The organism is Caulobacter segnis ATCC 21756, assembly GCF_000092285.1.
In the GTDB taxonomy this organism is placed as follows: Bacteria; Pseudomonadota; Alphaproteobacteria; order Caulobacterales; family Caulobacteraceae; genus Caulobacter; species Caulobacter segnis.
The window spans coordinates 2,836,338-2,856,446 of record NC_014100.1; the positions used below are offsets into that span (position 1 = coordinate 2,836,338).

The 20,109-nt window shown below is 67.4% G+C and carries 15 protein-coding genes and 1 pseudogene; 3 read left to right on the forward strand and 13 right to left on the reverse strand.

Features of this window, described 5'->3' with window-relative positions:
• Positions 1 to 7: 7 nt before the first annotated feature.
• The 5 genes from guaB to CSEG_RS13000 all read right to left on the reverse strand — a co-directional run bounded on the left by guaB (position 8) and on the right by CSEG_RS13000 (position 4,803).
• Positions 8 to 1,471 (reverse strand): IMP dehydrogenase, encoded by a 1,464-nt coding sequence (guaB, locus tag CSEG_RS12980; protein WP_013079697.1) that lies wholly within the window; start codon positions 1,469 to 1,471, stop codon positions 8 to 10.
• Positions 1,472 to 1,608: 137 nt separating this feature from the next.
• Positions 1,609 to 1,812, reverse strand: coding sequence for a hypothetical protein (locus tag CSEG_RS12985; RefSeq protein WP_013079698.1), 204 nt, complete (start codon positions 1,810 to 1,812; stop codon positions 1,609 to 1,611).
• 137 nt (positions 1,813 to 1,949) lie between these two features.
• A complete protein-coding gene (locus CSEG_RS12990; RefSeq protein WP_013079699.1) occupies positions 1,950 to 2,996 on the reverse strand; it encodes a potassium channel family protein in 1,047 nt (348 codons plus the stop codon).
• Positions 2,993 to 3,700 (reverse strand): RlmE family RNA methyltransferase, encoded by a 708-nt coding sequence (locus tag CSEG_RS12995; RefSeq protein WP_013079700.1) that lies wholly within the window; start codon positions 3,698 to 3,700, stop codon positions 2,993 to 2,995. Before CSEG_RS12995 ends, CSEG_RS12990 begins: the two co-directional genes overlap by 4 nt.
• On the reverse strand, positions 3,697 to 4,803 hold the full coding sequence (locus CSEG_RS13000; RefSeq protein WP_041538300.1) for a Ppx/GppA phosphatase family protein: 1,107 nt from the start codon (positions 4,801 to 4,803) through the stop codon (positions 3,697 to 3,699). The genes CSEG_RS12995 and CSEG_RS13000 overlap by 4 nt, the downstream gene beginning before the upstream one ends.
• 164 nt (positions 4,804 to 4,967) lie before the next feature.
• Here CSEG_RS13000 and hspQ point away from each other — a divergent pair, with 164 nt between their 5' ends.
• Positions 4,968 to 5,297, forward strand: coding sequence for a heat shock protein HspQ (gene hspQ / locus CSEG_RS13005; RefSeq protein ID WP_013079701.1), 330 nt, complete (start codon positions 4,968 to 4,970; stop codon positions 5,295 to 5,297).
• Between the two features lie 81 nt (positions 5,298 to 5,378).
• Positions 5,379 to 6,263: a phenylalanine 4-monooxygenase gene (gene phhA, locus CSEG_RS13010; protein ID WP_013079702.1), complete on the forward strand. Its 885-nt coding sequence runs from the start codon at positions 5,379 to 5,381 to the stop codon at positions 6,261 to 6,263.
• On the opposite strand, the gene CSEG_RS13015 is transcribed toward phhA, so the two are convergent.
• Positions 6,218 to 7,432, reverse strand: coding sequence for an acyltransferase family protein (locus CSEG_RS13015; RefSeq protein ID WP_013079703.1), 1,215 nt, complete (start codon positions 7,430 to 7,432; stop codon positions 6,218 to 6,220). The genes phhA and CSEG_RS13015 overlap by 46 nt on opposite strands.
• A gap of 325 nt (positions 7,433 to 7,757) precedes the next feature.
• Here CSEG_RS13015 and CSEG_RS23340 point away from each other — a divergent pair, with 325 nt between their 5' ends.
• Positions 7,758 to 8,366, forward strand: coding sequence for a LytTR family DNA-binding domain-containing protein (locus tag CSEG_RS23340; RefSeq protein ID WP_244264905.1), 609 nt, complete (start codon positions 7,758 to 7,760; stop codon positions 8,364 to 8,366).
• Here CSEG_RS23340 and CSEG_RS13025 read toward each other — a convergent pair.
• From CSEG_RS13025 to CSEG_RS13055, 7 genes and pseudogenes are all read right to left on the reverse strand, one after another.
• The gene (locus CSEG_RS13025) at positions 8,363 to 8,860 is read right to left on the reverse strand and encodes a GNAT family N-acetyltransferase (RefSeq protein WP_013079704.1); all 498 of its coding nucleotides are present in this window, start codon (positions 8,858 to 8,860) and stop codon (positions 8,363 to 8,365) included. The two genes, CSEG_RS23340 and CSEG_RS13025, sit on opposite strands and share 4 nt — an antisense overlap.
• Positions 8,857 to 10,197: an N-succinylarginine dihydrolase gene (locus tag CSEG_RS13030; protein WP_013079705.1), complete on the reverse strand. Its 1,341-nt coding sequence runs from the start codon at positions 10,195 to 10,197 to the stop codon at positions 8,857 to 8,859. Before CSEG_RS13030 ends, CSEG_RS13025 begins: the two co-directional genes overlap by 4 nt.
• Positions 10,194 to 11,642 carry a succinylglutamate-semialdehyde dehydrogenase gene (gene astD, locus CSEG_RS13035; protein ID WP_013079706.1) on the reverse strand — a complete coding sequence of 483 codons (1,449 nt, stop codon included), beginning with the start codon at positions 11,640 to 11,642 and terminating at the stop codon, positions 10,194 to 10,196. The genes CSEG_RS13030 and astD overlap by 4 nt, the downstream gene beginning before the upstream one ends.
• Positions 11,639 to 12,643, reverse strand: a complete 1,005-nt coding sequence (locus CSEG_RS13040) for an arginine N-succinyltransferase (RefSeq protein ID WP_013079707.1) — start codon at positions 12,641 to 12,643, stop codon at positions 11,639 to 11,641. Before CSEG_RS13040 ends, astD begins: the two co-directional genes overlap by 4 nt.
• Positions 12,644 to 13,900 carry a hydrolase gene (locus tag CSEG_RS13045; RefSeq protein ID WP_013079708.1) on the reverse strand — a complete coding sequence of 419 codons (1,257 nt, stop codon included), beginning with the start codon at positions 13,898 to 13,900 and terminating at the stop codon, positions 12,644 to 12,646.
• Positions 13,901 to 14,052: 152 nt separating this feature from the next.
• Positions 14,053 to 18,137, reverse strand: a pseudogene (locus CSEG_RS13050) (translocation/assembly module TamB domain-containing protein).
• A 110-nt stretch (positions 18,138 to 18,247) separates the two neighbouring features.
• The gene (locus tag CSEG_RS13055; RefSeq protein ID WP_013079709.1) at positions 18,248 to 19,996 is read right to left on the reverse strand and encodes an autotransporter assembly complex protein TamA; all 1,749 of its coding nucleotides are present in this window, start codon (positions 19,994 to 19,996) and stop codon (positions 18,248 to 18,250) included.
• Positions 19,997 to 20,109: the final 113 nt, after the last annotated feature.

Genomic DNA, 20,109 nt, shown 5'->3' on the forward strand with positions numbered 1-20,109 from the left:
GCATCGTCTAGACCGCGCTCGGGTAGTTCGGCGCCTCGCGGGTGATCATCACGTCGTGGACGTGGCTTTCCCGCAGGCCCGCGCCCGTGATCCGGACGAACTTGGCGCGCTTCTGCAGCTCGGGGATGGTCGGCGCGCCGACATAGCCCATGGCCGCCCGCAGACCGCCGACCAGTTGGTGCAGCACCGGCGAGATCGGCCCCTTGAACGGCGTCTGGCCTTCGATGCCTTCCGGCACCAGCTTGAAGCTGTCGGTTACTTCCTTCTGGAAGTAGCGGTCGGCCGAGCCGCGGGCCATGGCGCCCACCGAGCCCATGCCGCGATAGCTCTTGTACGAGCGGCCTTGGTACAGGAACACCTCGCCCGGCGCCTCTTCGGTGCCGGCGAACATCGAACCCATCATGGCGGTCGAGGCTCCGGCGGCGATGGCCTTGGCCAGGTCGCCCGAGTACTTGATGCCGCCGTCGGCGATGATCGGCACGCCAGCCTCGCGGCCCGCGCGCACGGCTTCCATGATCGCGGTCAGTTGCGGCACGCCCACGCCCGCGACGATGCGGGTGGTGCAGATCGAGCCCGGACCGATGCCGACCTTCACCGCGTCGGCGCCGGCGTCGATCAGGGCGCGGGCGGCGTCGTAGGTGGCGATGTTGCCGGCCACGATCTGGACGCGGTTGGCTTCACGCTTCAGACGGCTGACAGCCTGAGCGACCTGGCTGGAGTGGCCGTGGGCGGTGTCGATGACGACGACGTCGACGCCGGCGTCCACCAGGCCCATCGAACGCTCGAAACCGGCGTCGCCGACGGTCGAGGCCGCGCCAACCAGCAGGCGGCCCTTGTCGTCCTTGGCGGCCAGGGGGTGAGCCTGGGCCTTCTCGATGTCCTTCACCGTGATCAGGCCGACGGCGCGGTAGGCGTCGTCGACGACGATCAGGCGCTCGATCTTGTGCTTGCGCAGCAGCTCGCGCGCCTCGCGGTGATCGATCCCCTCGCCCACCGTGATCAGGTTCTCGCGGGTCATCAGCGCCGAGGCCGGGACCTTGTCGTCGCCCTCGAAGCGCATGTCGCGGTTGGTCAGGATGCCGACCAGCTTGCCCGAGCCGCGCTCGACCACCGGGAAGCCCGAGATCTTGCGGCGGGCCTTGATCTCGCGGATCTCGGCCAGGGTGGTGTCGGGGTGGATGGTCAGCGGGTTGATGACCATGCCGCTTTCGTAGCGCTTGACCTCGCGGACCTGGTCGGCCTGCTCCTCGTTGGTGAGGTTGCGGTGCAGGATGCCCAGACCACCGGCCTGCGCCATGGCGATGGCGAGGCGGCTTTCGGTCACCGTGTCCATGGCGGCGGACACGAGCGGTATGTTCAGACTGATTTCACGCGTGAACCGGGTCTCGGTCGTCACCTGAGTGGGCATGACGTCGGACGGGCCGGGTTCGAGCAAAACGTCGTCGAAGGTGAGCCCTTCGCGAATCTCCATCGGAGTCTCCATTTTGCGGCGCGGATATAGCCGTGAGGCCGACCGTTGTCGACCCGGAGTCGGCGCGAAATGGAGAGGAATTTTTCTAGACGGGCGCCAGGCGGCGGCGACCAAGACGGCCGACGCCGCTCATCCGCCTAGACGGGCTTGGCTCCGGGGGTCCCGCACTTGGCGAACTTGCCCTTGGCGTCCTTGCACTTGGTCGGCTTGGTGGGCGCGGCGGCGGCCGGACACTTGACGAACTTGCCCTTGGCGTCGCGGCACGGCGCGGCGGCGTAGGCGGCGCTGGCGCTCGACAGGGCGACGGCGAACGCGAGAGCGAGACGGAGGATCTTGGACATAGCGGGTCTCTCGTAAGCGCGGATGCTCCGCAAGGGCCCGCGCGGGCGAGCCGCGCGAGGCCAGCAATGAGAAACACAGATTTTCAAGAAAATTCAGCGACTTGAAGATGATCGCCCCCGCCGCGACAACCCCTGCGTCAGTCGGCGAGGCTGCCCAGGCTTGAGCGACCGGACTTTGACACCACCGCAAGCGCGTCGCCCGTGCGGATGATCTCATCGGACGACGGGCTTTCGATCACGGCTCCGTCGGCGCGTTCGATCCTAACCACCAGCACGCCGCCGCTCCGCCGTTCGAGTTCCCCAACGGTGGCCTTGCGAGCGCCGAGGTTCGGGGGCGCGGTGATCACGCGCAGGTCAAGGCCCAGCTTGGCCAGCCCCTCGTCCGTGCCGTCGCCCTTGGGCTCTTCTCCGCGCAGGAAATTCACGAGCCGCGGATACAGGATCATCTCGGCGATACGCTCGGCGCCGATATGGGCCGGCATCACCACGCGATCGGCGCCGGCCTGCACCAGCTTGCGTTCGGTGGTGGGGCGCTCGCCGCGGGCGATGATCTCGAGCTTGGGATTGAGGCTGCGGGCCGACAGCGTGATGAAGACGTTGGCGGCGTCGTCGGGGAGCACCGTGGCCAGCACCTTGGCGCGTTCGACATGCAGCATCCGCAACACGTCCTCGTCGGTGGCGTCGGCATGACGGCAGAGATAGCCGAGCGCCCTCGCCTCCTGGCAGCGCGCCTCGTCGCGCTCGGCGATCACGAAGGTCTCGCCGACCGACGCCAGCTCTCCGGCCAGCATGAGTCCGATGCGCCCAAAGCCGCAGATGATGGTGTGGCCGTCCAGCCGGTCGATGTCGCGTTCCACGCGCTTTCCAAAGAACTGTTCGAGTTGAGACTGGGTGAGCGCCTGCACCAGCGAGCCGGTGACGATGATGACGCCCGTGCACCCGAACACCATCGTGGCCATGGTGACGCCGTGCAAGTAGTGGCTGTCGATCGGCCGGACTTCGCCATAGCCGACCGTGAAGATGGTCAAGGTGACCATGTACAGCGCGTCGCCGAACGACCATCCGTCCGCCATATAGGCGACGATCGCGCAGGCGGCGACGAACAATACGAAGGCGATAGAGATCGCCAGGTTCCTGAAGGGCCTGGCGACCAATCCTCCGATGACGCCCCCCTGGTCGCTCACCGCCCCTTGAACCCCGTCGCGACGAGGAAGACCTCCGAACTGTCCTGCCGGCTGGCCTTGGGCTTGAAATGCTGGACCTTGGTGAAATGGCGCTTGAGCTTGCCGATGACCTCGGCCGTCTCGCCGCCTTGGAACGCCTTGGCGACGAAGGCGCCGCCGGGCTTGAGCACATCCACGGCGAACTCGGCGGCGATCTCGATCAGACCGACGATCCGCAGGTGGTCGGTCTCGCGATGGCCCACGGTGTTAGGCGCCATGTCGGACATGACCAGATCCGGCTCGCCGCCCAGAATCTCCATCAGCTTCTCGGGCGCGCCGTCGGCCGTGAAGTCCATCTCCAGGATGTGGGCCGGCGCGACAGGATCGACCGGCAGGAGGTCGATGCCCGCAAGATCGGTAACCCCGCGCTCGACCGCGATTTGCAGCCAGCCGCCTGGGGCGCAACCCAGGTCGATGACCCTCGCGCCCTTGCGGAAGAAGTGAAACTTTTCGTCGATCTCGCTGATCTTGAACGCGGCCCGGCTGCGATAGCCCAGGGCCCGCGCCTTGGCCGAGAACGGATCGTTGATCTGCCGCTCCAGCCAGGCCTGCTGGCTAGGCGTGCGGCCGTAGGCGGTCTTCAGGCGCGCCGGCTTGCCGCGCCCGCCCTCGGAGCCGCCCGTGGGCGGCTTCACCATGCGGCGACGGGGAGGATCTTCGCTCATGCGGACACCGGCTTCTTGGATGCGCCACCGCGACGGCGCCGGCGCGGGCGCTTCTGCTGGTCGGACATCAGGGACATCAGAAGCCCCTCTCTAAGCCCTCGATCGGCGACACGCACGCGCGAACATGGCCAGAGCTCCTGCACCGCCTGAAGGATCGCCGCGCCAGCCAGCACCAGATCGGCGCGATCGGCCCCGATGCACGGTTCCTGCGCTCGCTCGGCCGACGTCAAAGATAGAAGGCGAGCGGCAGCCACATCGCAGTCGTCGCGCCGCATCCACAGTCCGTCGACGACGTTACGATCGTAGCGCGGCAGTCCAAGATGCAGACCCGCCAGGCTGGTGATCGCCCCTGAGGTTCCGACCAGATGCGCCCGCCCTTCCGCGAAGATCGGGCGCATCGGCTCAGCGTGCGGAAAGCCTTCGATGCGTGCTTTGACGTCGTCGACCATGGCGCGGAACCAGGCCTCCGTGGCGACTTCGCCTTCCGGGAAGCGCTCCGCCAGCGTGACCACGCCGACCGGGATCGACAGCCACGCCTTTATAGGCAACTTCCAGGCGGCGAACTGGCGAGGCCTGGCGTCGAGACCGCCGCCTTTCAGATCCACCCAGGACAGCTCGGTCGAACCGCCGCCGACGTCGACAACCAGCGCCGCGTCCTGCTCGCGATCGAACAGGCTCATGCAGCCGGCGACGGAGAGTTGAGCTTCCTCCCGAGGGCTGATGATTTGAAGCTTCAGTCCGGTCTCTTCGTGAACGCGCCGCACGAAGTCAGGACCATTGGTCGCGCCGCGGCAAGCCTGGGTGGCCACCGCCTTGACCCGCACCGCCTTGCGGCGGCGGATCTTCTCGGCGCACACTTTCAGGGCCGCCAGCGAGCGATCCATGGCCGCCTCGGAGAGCATGCCGCTCTGCGACAGTCCCTCTCCCAGCCGAACGATGCGGGAATAGGCCTCAACAACGCGGAATCCTCGCGGTGAGGGTGTGGCCACCAGGAGGCGGCAGTTGTTGGTCCCCAGATCGAGCGCCGCGTAGCACGACGACTCTTCCGGCGACCGCCGACGCCGCCCTGACGGGGCGCCGGGCGCGCGCGGCGCCTCCGACATGGTTCAAACCACCTGTCTCGCAGGCGTCGCGAACGGTTGCGACGCCTCACTTCGACTCGACCATAGCACGTGGCTCGTCCTTCGGAAGGGCGTCGCCTTGTCTTCAGGGTTCGGAAGCTCCTACGTTCAGCTTTCAGTCAGGTAGCCGTGCTATTCTCCAAACCATGAATTCGAGACTCGCCAAATTTGCGATCGGACAGGTCGTCAGGCACCGCATCTTCCCGTTCCGGGGCGTGGTGTTCGACGTCGACCCTGTGTTCGCCAATACGGAAGAGTGGTGGGAGTCGATTCCTGAAGAGATCCGCCCCACCAAGGATCAGCCGTTCTATCACCTGCTGGCCGAGAACGAGGACAACAGCTACGTCGCTTACGTGTCCGAGCAGAACCTGCTGCCCGACGACAGCGGCGAGCCGGTCGGCCACCCGCAAACGGCGGTGATCTTCGAGTCCTTCGACCACGGCCAATACAAGCTTCGGCCTCGAATCTCGCACTAGGCGGCAAACCTATCCGCCCAATCGCGCTATTTGCGCAAACTCCGAACAGCTTTTGCGAAAATCGGGGCGTAGCGTCGTCGAATGAGCGGAGAAGGCATCAGTAGCGCGCCCCCGCCGGGAGCGAACCAGGATTGGACGATCGATCAGGGCTGGGAAGCCTATTCCCAGGCCGACCATGACGTCTGGATCACGTTGTACGAACGCCAGACCCAAATGCTGAATGGCCGGGCCTGCGACGAATTCCTGCGAGGTCTGGACGCGCTGGACCTTCATCGCGCGGGCATTCCCGACTTCAAACGCATCAACGAGGAGCTCCAGCGGCTGACGGGCTGGAGCGTGGTGGCCGTGCCGGGCTTGGTGCCCGACGACGTCTTCTTCGACCACCTCGCCAACCGTCGCTTCCCCGCCGGCCAGTTCATCCGCACGCCGCATGAGCTGGACTACCTGCAAGAGCCGGACATCTTCCACGATGTCTTCGGCCACGTTCCGATGCTGACCGACCCGACCTTCGCCGACTACATGCAGGCCTATGGCGAAGGGGGGCGCCGCGCCCTGGGGCTGGGACGCCTGGCCAACTTGGCGCGGCTCTACTGGTACACGGTGGAGTTCGGCCTGATGAACACGCCGGAGGGGCTCAGGATCTACGGCGCGGGCATCGTCTCGTCGCGCGCCGAGTCCATCTTCGCCCTGGACGATCCCTCCCCTAACCGGATCGGCTTCGAGTTGGAGCGGGTGATGCGCACCCTCTATCGGATCGATGACTTCCAGCAGGTCTATTTCGTGATCGACTCGATCCAGACCCTGCAGGAGGTGACGCTCCGCGACTTCGGCGCGCTCTACGAGCGCCTGTCGGGGGCCAGCGACATCGGCGTCGCCGAGATCGTCCCCGGCGACGCCATGATCACCCGCGGAACCCAGGCCTACGCCAGGGCCGGCGGTCGACTGGCCCGCGCCCCGGCTGGCTGACCTTTCAGACCGAACAGAATCCGAACGCCGGGGATCCGCCGCACGATCTCGTAGGTCGCGAAGCATCCGGCGAAGGTCGCGGCCACGAGGATCGTCCCCTCCAGCGCCTGCGGCAGGCCGAGCTTGGCCAAGTGATACGCCATCACCACGATCAGGGTCTGGTGGACCAGGTAGAACGGGAACACACCCAGCGTCAGATAGCGCAGCGCGGGGCCGCCGCGGGTCAGATGCTTGGCGCCGAAGCCTAGGATGGCGACGATCGCGCACCAAGTGTCCGTGGCGAAGACGAAGCGCATGGCCAGCTTCAACTGAGGCGATGGGACGGGCGTATCGTGACGGTAGGTCCAGACATAGACGCTCCACACAGCCCATGCAGCGACCGCCAAGACCAGCGCCGGCCAGCGCACGGCGATCAGGCGATCGCGCAGCACCTCCGACTTGGCGAGGCCAAAGCCTAGCAGGAAGGCGCTGAAGGAGACCGCGTGGACGTAGTGGTCGCCCACGAGGGCGTGGGTCTCGCCATACTTGGCGTACAGCATGGCGCGCAGCAGGCCCAGCAGCAGGATCGGCCAGACGAAGAGACCAACGCCCTTCAGCACGCGCTCCGCACCGGACTGTATGCGCTCGCCAGCCGCTCTCCAGACCAGCAGTATCAGGGCCAGCACCAGCGTGTAGAACAGCAGGTAGGCGACGAACCACATGTGGTTCCAGGTCGGGGTGGTCAAACACTCGCCGTCCGAGCCGCACCAGTGACCGGATGAGGTGACATAGCGGACCCAGAAGTTGTCGACGGAGAGCCCGCTGCCTGGGTGCGAGGCCATGTGCTCGACCACCTGGTAGTAGGACTGCGGCGGCACGATCACGAACATGGCGAAGAGCAGCGGCGGCAGCAGGCGTGCGATGCGGGCGCCGGTCAGCTTGCCGACGCTGGTCTTGTCGGCCATGAACCGCGTCGCCGCGCCCGAGACCAGAAACAATAGCGTCAGCCGCCAGGGATTGGTCAGCAGCATGAAGGGCATCAGACCCTCCACGACGTGCGGCGTCTTCACGTGCCATTCCCAGGGCACGTAGAACATGCCGGTATGGTAGAGGATCAGCAGGAAGAACGCGCCGACGCGAATCCAGTCCAGGTCGTAGCGTCGGTCGATCGAAGGGGCGGTCGTGGTCATCAGGAAAGATCCGGCGTGAAAAGCAACGCCAAGCATCTGCTCCGCGCCGTTCCGGAAGGCCAAGCGTCGGGGGATCAGCGGCCGGCGACGGGGACAACCGGAAAAGGATCCGGGACGACCGGCGGCTTTTTCGGGATGACCGGTGAAGAACGCCTGTGGCTCAGCCGCGCGTGGCTATTGGGCGCTTGTCTGATCATCTTCATATGCGTCGTCAACGTCCTGACCATCCAGCACGACGCGCCAGACCTGGGCCTCCTAAGGCCCGCGATCTGGGAGGTCAGACAGCGCCCTGGTCACATTACTTATCTTCTCAATACCGGCGGCCATGGCGTTCTGGATGGTGCGCGTCCGCCCCCGCTGGTGGATCGCCCTGCCCGCGCATTTGGCGGCGGTGTTCGCGTATTCGGTTCTCCACGTCGCGGGCTTCATCGCGTTGCGTGAACTGAGCTACGTCGTGATCCTGGACAGCCACTACAGGTTCGGTCCCCTGGCGACGGAGTTCCCTTACGAGTTCCGTAAGGACATGATGGCCTACGGCCTGGCCTCGATCATTTACTGGCTGGCCATGCAGCGTGGCGGCTACCGGCCGCCAATGGCCGAGTCCGCCCCACCCGCTGTTTTCGATATCCAAGACGGCGCCCGGCTGATCCGTGTTCCGGTGGCGGAGATCACCGCCGTCCGCTCGGCCGGCAACTATGTCGAGTTCATTCTCGCCGACGGTCGACGCCCCCTGACGCGATCCTCGCTCGGCGCGGCGCTGGAAAGCCTCGCCCACCATGGCTTTGTGAGGACCCACAAGTCGTGGATCGTCAATAAGGCCCGGGTCACGGGCCTTAAGCCCGAAGGCTCCGGCGACTACGCCGTCGAAATGGGCGAGTTGGAGGCGCCCCTCTCCCGCCGCTTTCCCGACGCCCTGGCGGCCCTGCGCGGCTAGAGCAGCAACATTCCCATGAGGATGTCGTCCTCGAAGCGGCCATCCGGTAGCCGCCCCCGCGCGACCTGCCGGCCTTCATGCTTGAAGCCCAGCCGCTCGTACAGCCGGATCGCGCCCGGATTACCCGCTCCGGCCGCAAGCTCGAGACGTAGGATTGGCGGCTGCGCGGCTTTGGCCCAGGCGATCAGAGCCTCGAACAGCTTCGAGCCGATTCCGCGCCCCTGCCGTTCTGGATGAACCGCCACCGTGAGGCTTCCCAGCACGTGTGCGAACAGCGCGACCGTCTCGCGCTTGGCGTGGATCTCACCGCAGACGAAACCGTCGGCCTCGACCGCCACAAGACAGACGTCACTCCCGATCGCGCCCTCGACATAGGCCGGCGTCACCTCCTCGGGCGCGCGCGCCAGAGCGCCGGGCGTCACGGCGGCGGCCTTGTGCAGGGCGACGATAGCCTCTCTGTCCGCCAGCGTGGCGGCGCGGATCGTGACGCTCAAGAGACCCTCTGAAACGGATAGAAGTCGCCGCCCAGATCCAAAATCTGAGTCAGCTCGTCGAGCGCCTCGCGGCTCTCGGTCAGCAGCAGCGGGTCAGCGAGGTCATTGGGCGCCAGGCGGTCGCGATAGCGGCGCTCCACCCAGGCAGCCAAGGTCGTGTGCAGACCTGGCATGAAACGCTGGGCGGGATTGGCCGCGGCCAGCTCATCCTCCGTCAGGACCACGCGCAACCGCAGGCAGGCGGGCCCGCCACCGTTGCGCATGCTCTGGCGGACATCGACGTACTCGACGCGACCGATCGGTCCGTTCGACGCCGCAAGCCCTTCGGCCACGGCGTGGGCCCGCGGGTTGTCGCGCGTCTCGACGGGCGCGAGCAGCAACAGACGATCCTCGCCCGGAACGACCAGCAGCTGCGAATTGAACAGATAGCTCGCGACGAGGTCGGCCATCGGCAAGTCGGCTTCGGAAACCTCGACGAAGGTCGGCTCGAACAGACCCTCGGCGGCCGCCCTGACTTCGCGCTCCATCAGCCCCCGATCCTCGAAGGCCCGCTCGTGGAAGAACAGGCACTCGCGCGTGCCGACGCAGACGACGTCATTGTGGAAAGCGCCGCCCGCGATCGCGGCCTTGGCCTGGCGCGGGAAGATCGAGCGCGCGGCGCCGTGACGGCGCTGGATCGCCTCGAACGCCTCGCGTGTCTGGCGGGCCGGAAACGCTCCGTTCCAATGCTCCCAGGCTTCGCGCCCCCAGACAAACAGGTTGACCCCCGGCGCGCCCTGCTTGGCGCAGAGCCGCACATGATTGGCCGCGCCCTCGTCGGCGAAATGCGGTTGGGCCGGCAGCGGGTCGTGGACGGCGAACCGTTGCTCGTCAGGGAACAGCCGCCGCAGGGCGCGGGTCGTCTGCTCGCCCTCGAGGCTGCGATGCAGGTTGGTTAGTAGATTGGCCGGCGAGAGATGAACCCGACCGTCTGCGGCGTCGGCGCTGGGCGTCACGGTGGCGGCGTTGGCGGCCCACATCGAGGAGGCCGAGCAGGCCGCGGCCGCCAGGGCTGGAGCGACCTTCCACGCGTCTTCGAGCACCACCTCGTCCGCGCCGGAAAAACCGATCGACTTCAGGAAGCCAACGGCAGGCCGCTCATGCGGTGGGAGAACGAACTGCGGCAGGCCCAGATCGTAGAGCCGGCGCATCTTCGCCAGCCCCTCCAACGCGGCCCCGCGCGGGTTCGAGACCTCACCGGCGTTGCGTGTGCTGGCGAGGTTGCCCGGGGAAAGGCCGACATAGGAGTGGGTGGGGCCGACCAGACCGTCGCAATTGGCCTCGCAGGCGGAGATCATGGGCGCAAACCCTTGATATCCTTTATTGTATTGGCGACACCCTCCGCCTCGAAACTCGCGACTGGATAGGCGCAATAGTCGGCGGCGTAGTAGGCGCTGGGCCGATGATTGCCTGAGGCGCCCAAGCCGCCGAACGGCATCGAGCCGGCCGCGCCAGTCGTCGGCCGGTTCCAGTTCACTACTCCCGCTCGAATGCGGTTGAGAAATTTGTCCCAATGCTTTGACTCATTGGAAATAAGCCCCGCCGAAAGGCCATAGCGCGTGGCGTTGGCGGCCTTCAGAGCATCGTCGAAATTGGACACCCGGCGCACCTGAAGCCACGGCGCGAACAGCTCCTCGTCGGGCGTCTCGAGACCGGTGACGTCAACTAGGCCGGGCGTGACGAACGCGCCGCTTAGTCCCTCCGCAGGTCCGAGGACCCGGATGTGATCGCCGCCCATCCTCTGGGCTGCGGCGCGAGCGGACTCGGCCGCGCGGGAGGAGATCAATGGTCCCATAAAGGGCTCGTTCTCACTGCTCCAGGGACCGATTGTCAGGCGATCGGCCATCGCCGCCGTCGCTTCGATCACGGCCTTCCCGAAAGCGCCGTCCGGCACGATCAGGCGACGGGCGCACGAGCAGCGCTGGCCGGTGGTGATATAGGCCGACTGCACGACCAGGGCCGCGACCGCCTCGGCGTCGTCGGCGTCCCAGACCACGAGAGGATTGTTGCCGCCCAGCTCCAGCGCCAGGATGACGTCGGGCCGATCGGCGAAGTGTCGACGGAAGAAGGCCCCGGCCGCCGCGGAGCCGGTGAACAGCAGGCCATCGATCTCCTGGTTGATAAGCGCCTGCCCCGTCTCGCGACCGCCTTGCACGAGGTTCACGACGCCGGCCGGAACGCCGGCCGCCTCCAACGCCTCGACCATCAGCCGTCCAGCCAGAGGCGTCTCTTCGGACGGCTTGAACACCACCGTGTCGCCAGCCAACAGCGCCGGCACGATATGACCATTGGGCAGATGGCCCGGGAAGTTGAACGGTCCCAGCACCGCCATGACGCCATGGGCTCGGTGACGGAGCACGGCGCGGCCGAATGGCATGGCGTTCTCGGTGACGCCGGTCCGCTCATCGTAGGCCTTGATCGACAGGTCCACCTTGCCGGCCATCGAGCCCAGCTCGGCCTTGGTTTCCCACAGCGCCTTACCGGTCTCGCGGCTCAAGGCCTCGGCGAAGGCGGCGGCGCGCTCGACCAGCACCTCCTTGTAGCGACGGAGAACCGCGATCCGCTCTTCGCGAGGGCGGTCGGCCCAGTCGGAAAAGGCGCGCCGAGCGGCCTGGACGGCTTGGCCGACGTCCGCCTCGGTCGCGGTCGCGCCGCGCCAGACCGCGTCCCCCGTCGCCGGGTCGGTCGAGATCAGCTCCGGACCTTGCCCGGAGCGCCACTTGCCGTCGATGAACCCGCTCATGCCTTCACCCGCACCACTTCGCCTTCGCAGACGCCGAGCGCGTCCAAAGCCTCGCGCCCGAGGATGGCCGCATCGCCGTCGATCAGCACCGGCGCCCGGATCGCCCGGAACCGCGCCACGTCGCCCGTCGAGATCAGCGCCTCTTCGCCGAATGCATCCTCGCCAAGCTTGACCCGCAGCCGCTTTGAGTCACGCACGGTGCGGATGTCGTCGCGCGGACAGGCCACGGTCGGCCCGGCGTCGAACAGGTCGACCAGCCCCTGGTAGCGGAAACCCTCGCGCTCCAGCATGGCCCGGGCCGCCTCGCCGTCGCGGTGGACACGGCCGATCACGTCACGCGCCTCCTCGGGCAAAAGCTCGGTGTAAATCGGGTGGCGCGGCGCCAGGTCCAGGATGAACTGCCCGTCGGTGGAAGCGCTCATCAGGTCGGCCTGGTCAAAGCCGAGGCGGAAGAACTTGTGCGCGACATGCTCCCAGAAGGGGCAGCGACCGTCCTCGTCGAACCAGCCGCGCAGTTCGGCCAGCACCATTTCAGCGAAGCGCTGCGGCTCGATGCCGATAAGCATGTACCGCGACTGCGCCAAGAGCCGCCCCGCCCCGCCCTTGCGCTTCTCGGGGCGCAGAAACAGCGAACCGACCTCGGACCAGCCGGCGCACTCGTTCACCAGCACCAGGGCCTTGTGGTCGAAGCGCATCTCCAGCGTTGGCGAAGACTGCGCCAGCGTCACGACACGGAATGAGAAGAACGGTCGCTTCACGCCCACCCCCGCCTTGACCCCGGCCACGCCTTCGACGGAGCCGGTGTCGAGGTCCTCCAGCATCAGGGTGTACCAGGCCTCGGGCGGCGCGACCCCGGACTGGAAGCTGGCCTCCGAGAGCGCCAGGCGCGCGCGCAGCGTCGGCTCGTCCTCCGGCAAGCTGGTGAAACCGCGGCCCGAGAGCACGGCCAGTTCCATCAGGGAGTCGAAGTCGGCGAGTCCTGCGGGACGAACAACGAGCATTCAGTGGGTCTCCCCCATGATGGTCATGGCGGCGTGGATCGCCCGTGCGTCGATTTCGCCGTCGGCTAGCTTCGCCAGGATCAAGGCCGAAAGCTGCGCCCGCTCGACAAAGCTCTCGGGCCAGGCGTGTTCGGCCTCGCTGTGGATGTCGCCACCCCGTACGCCCAAGGTGTCGACGTTCGGCAGCCCGGAGGCGAATAGGTTGTTGCCTTCACAGACGCCGCCGGAAGGCTTCCAGGCGACCTCCTGTCCCAGGAGCGCGCCCACATCCTTGATCGCCCCGAACAGGCGCTGCTGGGCGACGTTGAACGGCTTGGCGCCGCGGGTGATCCCGCCGTGCAGATGAGCCTGCAGATCATCGCCGGTTTCGGCGACGATGCGAGCGACTTCGCTCTCGAACCACGCCGCCGCCTGCGCCTCCGGGAAACGGACGTTGAAGCGCACCACCGCCACGTCCGGCACCATGTTCAGCGGCGCGCCGCCGTCGATACGGGCGACGTTGACGGTCACGCCATCGCGCTGGCCATTCAGCCCGTGCAGCGACTCCGCGATCCGGGCCGCGCCGATCACCGCGTTGCGTCCGGCGGCGAAGTCGCGACCGGCATGCGCGGCGCGGCCATGGACGACGATGTGGAAGTTGCCCGACCCCTTGCGCGCAGAGGCCAACGCCCCGTCGGCCAGCGCCGGCTCGTAAGTCAGGCCGACATGGCCTCGGCGGGCGAAGTCGGAGAGCACGGGCGCCGAAGCGATGGAGCCGATCTCCTCGTCGGGTGAAAGCAGGACTCGGTAGCCGAGGTTGGCGGCCGCGGGGTGGCGCTCGAACGCCTCCAGCGCCGCCAGCATCACCGATATGCCGCCCTTCATGTCGGCGATCCCGGGCCCGTGGAGCGCGCCATCGGGGCGCGTGCGCACCTGCTGGAAAGCGCTCGTTTCGGGATAGACGGTGTCGTAGTGCCCAGTCAGCACAACCTGGATAGGCGCTTCTGGGCGGACGATCACCGCGAGGGAAGGCGGATGGACGAGTTCGGTCTCGCGACCATCGGCGGCCACCTCGCGCGAAGGGCTCAAGGGGATTTCGACCGGGGCCGAGGGCAGGCTCGCGGCCGCGTCCAGCAGCGCCTGCCTCTGGCGTTCCAGACCCGCGAGATGCCGACTGCCGGAATTGATGGCACACCAGCCGACGGCGCGGTCGACGATGTGGCCGCCGTTCTGCGCGATATGGTCCAGAACGGCGCGGTCTTCTGAATCGAGACGCATGAAAAGCCTGTCCTCCCTCAGTCACAATAACCAAGGGCCGCGGGCAAATCGTGCTTACCTCGAGCGAGGTAACCGAGGGCCCGCGCAACAGCCTTGCTGGAGCGCGCCTATTTCGAACCGAGTTCGAAACGTCGCGCAAGCCCCACGCCTATTCAGTAGTCCTTTCGCCAGCGCACCGACAGCTGGGCGTCATTTTGGCCGCCAATCCGCGAAACCAGCGACAGTGTCCGCCGAATACGCCATTCGACCTGGGCGGCGGGACCTTCACGGCCGCCGCCGATGATCTCGAGATAGACGTCGTCGGTGAGGTACTTGCCGCCGGCCACGGTCATGCCCGTGGCGCCTTCGGCGAAGGCCAGGCGGTCGAGCCGCGCGAAACTGCGCAGGTTGCCGATCACGTCAAAGCCGCCGCCGCCGGCCAGGGACGCTAGCGCCGACGCCAGCTGCGCGGCCTCGATCGGCGACAGCTGGGCGGCCGACGAACCGAACAGCACCTGGCTCAGCACCTCGTCGCTCGGCAGTTCGGGCTTCGATGTCAGGGTGATCTCGGGCTTGGCGGCCGTTCCCTTGATCTGGACGACGGCCGTCAGCGAGGTGTCTTCGCGCGTCGCCGAGAGGTCCAGACGGATGCGGTCGAGCTGGCTCGATAGATACACTGTTCCGTCGTCGTCGAATTCGAAGCGCTTGCCGGCGAAGTCGTACTCGCCCCCCGGACGACGCGAGCGACGCCGCTCAGCGCCGGCGCCAGGGATGTGCCGCCAACATGGGCGTCCAGGGAGAGCTCGACGTCCAGGCCTCTTCCCCGAACGAAGACGCGGCGCGGCGCCTTCAGATCGAGATCCAGGATCATCCCGCCGGTGGTCGGGCGGCGCTGAAGCCCCTGATCCAGATCCTGCGGTCTGTTGCGTTCGACCACGTCCATCGCCACCACGCCCGCCGGCGTCTTGGTCTGCGCCGAAACATCGGCGCGATCGAGGGTCACCGCCCCCGCCAGCTTGATCTTGCCGTCCGCCGAGCGGTTGACCGTCGCCGAGCCGGTCGCCACCGCCGACGCCAGATCGTTGTCGATCAGGCGGAAGCTTTTCATGTCGAGCTTGAAGCTGCCGACGCCGTCGCGCGCCAGGCTGATGCGCCCGGCGCCGGAGATCGAACCGCCCTGCCCGTCCTCGCCGATCGCTTGTAGGACGTCGATGGCGTTATCGGCCATGGATGAGCGGAGGGTCACATTCCGCAGGCGAAGGCCCGTCTGGCCGTCCTCGAAACCGCCGTTGTCGAGCGTCGCCGTGCCCAGCAGGCGCGGGTCGGCGAGCGTGCCCCCCAGGCTGGCCTGCAGGTTGATGCGTCCCGACAGCGAGCGGTCCGCCCCCATCAGCAGGTTCCACAATGGCTTGAGCTCGCCCTGGGCGGAGAACCGGCCCTGCACGCCGCGCTTCTTGTTGATCACCAGCCGCAGCGGCTTGGCGGAGGCCTCGACCGGCAGGACGAGATTGGCCTCGGCCTTGAGCCCCTGCCGGTTGTCGCCGTCGGCGACGATGGTCAGCTGGCTGTCGGTCAGGTCGCCATGGATCTTGGCGTCCAGAGACTGCTCGACCTTGGCGCCACGTTCACGAGCATTGGACAGGCGCATGGTGAAATCGCCGCCCAGGTTGTCGCCCTGCCCGCGCAGATTGAAAGCGCCGTCGATGTCGCCGTCCAAGTCCGGATTGAAGGCGGTCAGAGTCACGCCCGCCAGTTCGGCCTTCAGCATGGCCGTCGCGCCGCCGAGGTCCGCATCGATGTCCGCTCGGCCCTTGTCGATCGCCAGCCTCAGGCGCGCTTGGGTGGGGCCATCGCCAAACCGGAGCTTGGCTGGCTCGTTGGTCTTGATCTCGGTTCTCCCGAGACGCCCGGAGGCGTTCAGGGTCAGGTCGTAGACGCGGCCCGTTTGCGCCAATTCGCCCGAACCGCCCAAGCGCCAGCGGCCGTTAGGGGCGTCACCCCGCGCGTCGATCGACAGAGGCAGGCGGGAAAGCGGTCCGTCCGCCTTGATCGCCGCCGTCCGAACTTTCCAGCCGCCAAAACTGATTTCCTGCGCGGTAAGGTCCAGCGTCGCGTTGGCCGCGCCGCCGCCCGGCGCATCGACGAGGCGGGCGGAGCCCCTGACCTGTCCCTGCGGCAGGAAAGCGCCCGGCCCAATGGCCACTGTCAGATCCGCCGTCGCCGGCAAGCCGCTCCGGAGCGACATCGCGCCGCGCGCCTTGGCCCCGCCCGCGTCGACATCGAGGTCGGTCAGCTCGATTCCGCCAGGCGAGAACCGGAAGGCCGTTCGCCCCCGCGCCGGCCCATAGGCGCTTTGGGCTTGAAGCGCCGCCGTGCCGTCCGTGGCGTTGGTCCCGCGCGCGAAGACGAGGCTTAGTCGCGCCTTGGTCAGTTGCAGGTTCGGCAGGTCTATGGAGTCGAAATCGGCGTTCAACTCAGCCTTGGGGGCCGAGAGCACGCCGCCGATCTTGCCATCGCCGCTGGCCTTGCCAGCCACTTCGACCGGCCCGGCGCGGAACGGGCCTGTCGCGGTCCAATCCAGATCGAAGTCGAGCGAGAGCCCCTTACCGAGCTTGCCCGAAGTTCTGGCGTTGGCGGCCGCCCCCTCCAGGCGGGCCTCGGCGACCGTCAGCACGCCTTGGTTCCAGCTGGCCTTGCCGTCCAGGCGCGGCGTCGCGCCCAGGAGACGGTCGATCTCCGCGTAACCGGTCGCGAAGTTCGCGGCGCGGCTGTCGACGCTGAAGGTCCACGGGCGACCGGCGAAGCTGGAGGCCGTCCATTTGGCGTTGAGCGACCCCATCGCCCCTGATCGCACCGGACCCAGGCTGGCCACCTTCATCTCGCCGTCAAAGGATAGGCCGCCGAGCACGCCGCGCTCGCCCTTGCCCGTCACGATCAGGTTCGGCGCGTCGATGCGGGCCGAGCGGATCAGGAAGCGACCGCCCTTGACCCGGGCGCCTTCGAACGTCGCCTTCGGACTCGCCCCCAGCACGGCCAGCAGGCCCGTGCCACCGCCGCCCGAGGAGGTGGCCTGGGCCTTGATCTCCAGCTCCCCCTTGGCCCAACGCACCACCGCAGGGCCCTTCGCGCGCTTCAGGCGGTAGCCCAGCAACTCCAGGTCCGCGACGTCCGCGGTCCCCTCCACCGAGAAGCCGCCCTGCTCCAGTCGGAACACCCCTTCGGCCAGCCCCTGCCCCATCTGCGGGATCGAGACGATCCTCTTCAGCGCGCCGATGCGGGCGGTGAAGGCCAAGCCGTCTGGTCCGGTGCGACGCTTGGCGAGGTCGGCCAAGCCACGCGCTTGAAGCGTCAGGTTGTCAGCGCGAACGTCCAGGGTCAGGGCCGAGAGCCCGTCGTCGGTCGCCTTCTTGCCGTCGATCGTAAAGTTGGCCTGCGTCCCGAACATCCGCTCGAGCCGCTGGGTGAGACGCGAGGCGCCGAGATCGAGCCGACCTCGCGCCGAACCGCCGTCGGGCGTCCAGGCGCCGCTGGCGTCGAGCGGCGTGTCGTCGCCTGACTTCGCCAAAACGGTGAAAGCCGCTTGGCTGACGGTCCCGTCGGCCTTGGCCTTCAGGTCGAACGGACGGTCGGCGGGCAAGCCGAGCGCGCCCGCGATGGCGCCGCCGTTGGCCTCCATCGCGTCGGCGGTCAGGTGCAGGGTCTTGGAGCGTCCCAGATCGAAATCGAGGGTCAGATGGTCGCCAGCGTGCAGGCGTGAAGCCACCGCCATCTTGCCCTTCTGGCCGCCACGACGCGCCATTTCGTAGTCGCCGGCCACGTCGAAATCGCCGGCGCGCCCGCTGAACGCGGGCCTGGTCACCAAGCGGAAAGCGAAGGCGTCGAGGTCCACCGAGACCGGCGCCGCGCTCGACTTGCCTTTGGGGCCCAGGGTCGGGCGGCGCAGCACGATCACGTCGCGGGCGTCGATCCGCTCGGCGTGGAAGCGACGGCCGAACAGCTCCGTGGCTCGCCAGGCCACGCGCAGGTCATGCGCCTCCAGCCAGACGCCCTTCTCGTCGGAAATGGTCAGCCGCCGAACACCGAAGTCTTTCCAGATATCGCCGGACAGCCCTTCGATGTGGAGCTTGCCGATCCGCCCCAGCTTAAGCCCAGAGGCGCGGGCCTCCAGGAACATTCTCCCCTGAGGCGTGATCGGCGCCAGGCGCAGACCGCCCGCCATCACCACGAGGATGGTCGCCAGGATCGCCGCGGCGATCAGAACCGCGCCGCCCCAGCCAAGTTTCTTGGCCGCCTTGACGGCGGTCTCGCTGGCGACTTCCGCCGCCTGCGCGACCGTGTCCGCTAGATCAGGCTTGTCGTGCTCGCCGCTCAAAAGCTTTGCCCGATGCTGAGATAGACCTGGAATGCAGGGTCGCCGGCCCGCCTCCCTAGCGGAACGGCGACGTCGGCGCGGATCGGTCCGAAGCCCAGATCATATCGAACGCCAAGGCCAGCCCCCGCCCGGAAATCCTCGCGCTGCGGCGTCTCATGAGTACCGATCGCCCCAGCGTCGATAAAGGCCACGCCGCTCCAGCGCTGGGTGATCTTCTGACGAAGCTCGAACGACGTTTCGACCAGGGAGACGCCGCCCTGCGGGGTGTTGTCGGACAGACGTGGTCCGATGGCTTGATAGGCGTAGCCCCGTACGGAGCCGCCGCCGCCCGCATAGAAGCGCCGAGCCGCCGGCACTTCGGGAATGCCGCCGCCGAGAATGGCGCCGAGTTTCAGGCGGCCAGCCAGCACCGTGCTCGCTTGTTTTCCGATCGGGATATAAGCCGAGCCCTGCGTCGTCAGCTTCAGGTATGGCAAGGACGTGTCGCCCAAGACGTAGGTGGGCTCGCCTCGAGCCTCGAGCCTCCAACCGCGCTTCGGGTCGAGGATGTTGTCGGAAAAATCCCAGGCGTAGGCGGCGAGGCCCGCCACCGTCGCCAGGTTGAGCTTGCGGCCGGCCACGGAGCCGTTTTGGCTTACCTGCTCCTTGGTCTGAGACAGATCCAGCGACACCCCGAAGGTTCGATAGGCGGTCGTCTGCCGGCGCTTCGTCAGATCAACGCCCACCCGCGCGCCGGTTTCGTTATAGGCGTCGGTGTCGTTGCGGAAGAGCGAGCTGCTCAGCTTCAAGGTCTGCTGCGGACGACGCCAATGCGGCAGTGAGACCTCCGCGCCGACACTCTGTTCCAGCTTGGCGAAGCGGAGCGAATAGGTCGTCGTGTCCGCGCGTTTCAGCCGATTGTAGCGGATCCACTTTGCGTCCACGCCGGCGCCTTCGCTGGTCGAGTAGCCCGCGCTCAATTCGAGCGTCCGGGCGCGGCGATCCGCCAAGGTGACGACCACAGGGCGGAACCCCTCGGCGGTCGCCTTATCCGGCCCAGCCAGCGCGACAGAGATCGAGTCGTAGACGCTGGTGTCCCGAAGACGACGCTCCAGTTCAGCGACGTCTTCGGGGTCGTAGACATCGCCCACCACCCATGGCGCGAGCCGCCCCACCCACGCGGGGTTGGTGCGCCCCTTGGTCACGACCTCGACGCCATCCAGATGGACGAGTTCCCCCGCGACAATCTTGTAGGACGGGCGGACGGTGTGATCGGCATGGTCGACGATGACCTCGCGCGGTTGCGCCTCGGCGTCGGCGTAGCCGAGCTTGGCCACCTGGGCGACGACGCGTCCCTCGGCGCCGACGACATCGGCGGCTCGGCCGGGCTCGCCGGCCGTCAAGCGCATGGCCGCCGCCGCCCGCTGCCGCGTGCCCTCGTCCGGCGGCTCACCCGCCCAGTCGATCTTGGGATCGGCGAGCACGAAGACAGGTCCCGGCGTGACCTTGACCACAGCGCGCGGCGGCTCGCCGTCCAGGACGTCGGGCTCGACGGTGTAGGCGTAGTAGCCTTCGGCGCGTAGGACGGCGATGACGTCCTCGCCCGCCTGACGCGCCCTGCGACGCGCTTCGGCGCGGCTCTGGGCGGGATTCTTGGATTGAGTCAGCGCCCGCTGGATGGTTTCGCGAAGGGTTTTGTCTTCAACACCCTGAATCTGGGCCATCGGTTCGTCGGCCCAAGCCGCCGACGCCGTGAGCCAGGCCATTGCCGTCAAGGCCAGGGAAGTTCGCCCAAGCACTAGTTATCATTCCCCGCGCGATGCGCCCCCAACCCTGCTGTAGTCTCGGGTAGCGCTCGTGTCACGATCGGAAATGCACT

Coding starts and splice junctions, on each gene's coding strand:
- guaB (WP_013079697.1), bottom strand. CDS start 1,471: ATGGAGATTCGCGAAGGGCTCACCTTCGACGACGTTTTGCTCGAACCC.
- CSEG_RS12985 (WP_013079698.1), bottom strand. CDS start 1,812: ATGTCCAAGATCCTCCGTCTCGCTCTCGCGTTCGCCGTCGCCCTGTCG.
- CSEG_RS12995 (WP_013079700.1), bottom strand. CDS start 3,700: ATGAGCGAAGATCCTCCCCGTCGCCGCATGGTGAAGCCGCCCACGGGC.
- CSEG_RS13000 (WP_041538300.1), bottom strand. CDS start 4,803: ATGTCGGAGGCGCCGCGCGCGCCCGGCGCCCCGTCAGGGCGGCGTCGG.
- hspQ (WP_013079701.1), top strand. CDS start 4,968: ATGAATTCGAGACTCGCCAAATTTGCGATCGGACAGGTCGTCAGGCAC.
- phhA (WP_013079702.1), top strand. CDS start 5,379: ATGAGCGGAGAAGGCATCAGTAGCGCGCCCCCGCCGGGAGCGAACCAG.
- CSEG_RS13015 (WP_013079703.1), bottom strand. CDS start 7,432: ATGACCACGACCGCCCCTTCGATCGACCGACGCTACGACCTGGACTGG.
- CSEG_RS23340 (WP_244264905.1), top strand. CDS start 7,758: ATGGCGTTCTGGATGGTGCGCGTCCGCCCCCGCTGGTGGATCGCCCTG.
- CSEG_RS13030 (WP_013079705.1), bottom strand. CDS start 10,197: ATGATCTCCGCCTGCGAGGCCAATTGCGACGGTCTGGTCGGCCCCACC.
- astD (WP_013079706.1), bottom strand. CDS start 11,642: ATGAGCGGGTTCATCGACGGCAAGTGGCGCTCCGGGCAAGGTCCGGAG.
- CSEG_RS13040 (WP_013079707.1), bottom strand. CDS start 12,643: ATGCTCGTTGTTCGTCCCGCAGGACTCGCCGACTTCGACTCCCTGATG.
- CSEG_RS13045 (WP_013079708.1), bottom strand. CDS start 13,900: ATGCGTCTCGATTCAGAAGACCGCGCCGTTCTGGACCATATCGCGCAG.
- CSEG_RS13055 (WP_013079709.1), bottom strand. CDS start 19,996: ATGGCCTGGCTCACGGCGTCGGCGGCTTGGGCCGACGAACCGATGGCC.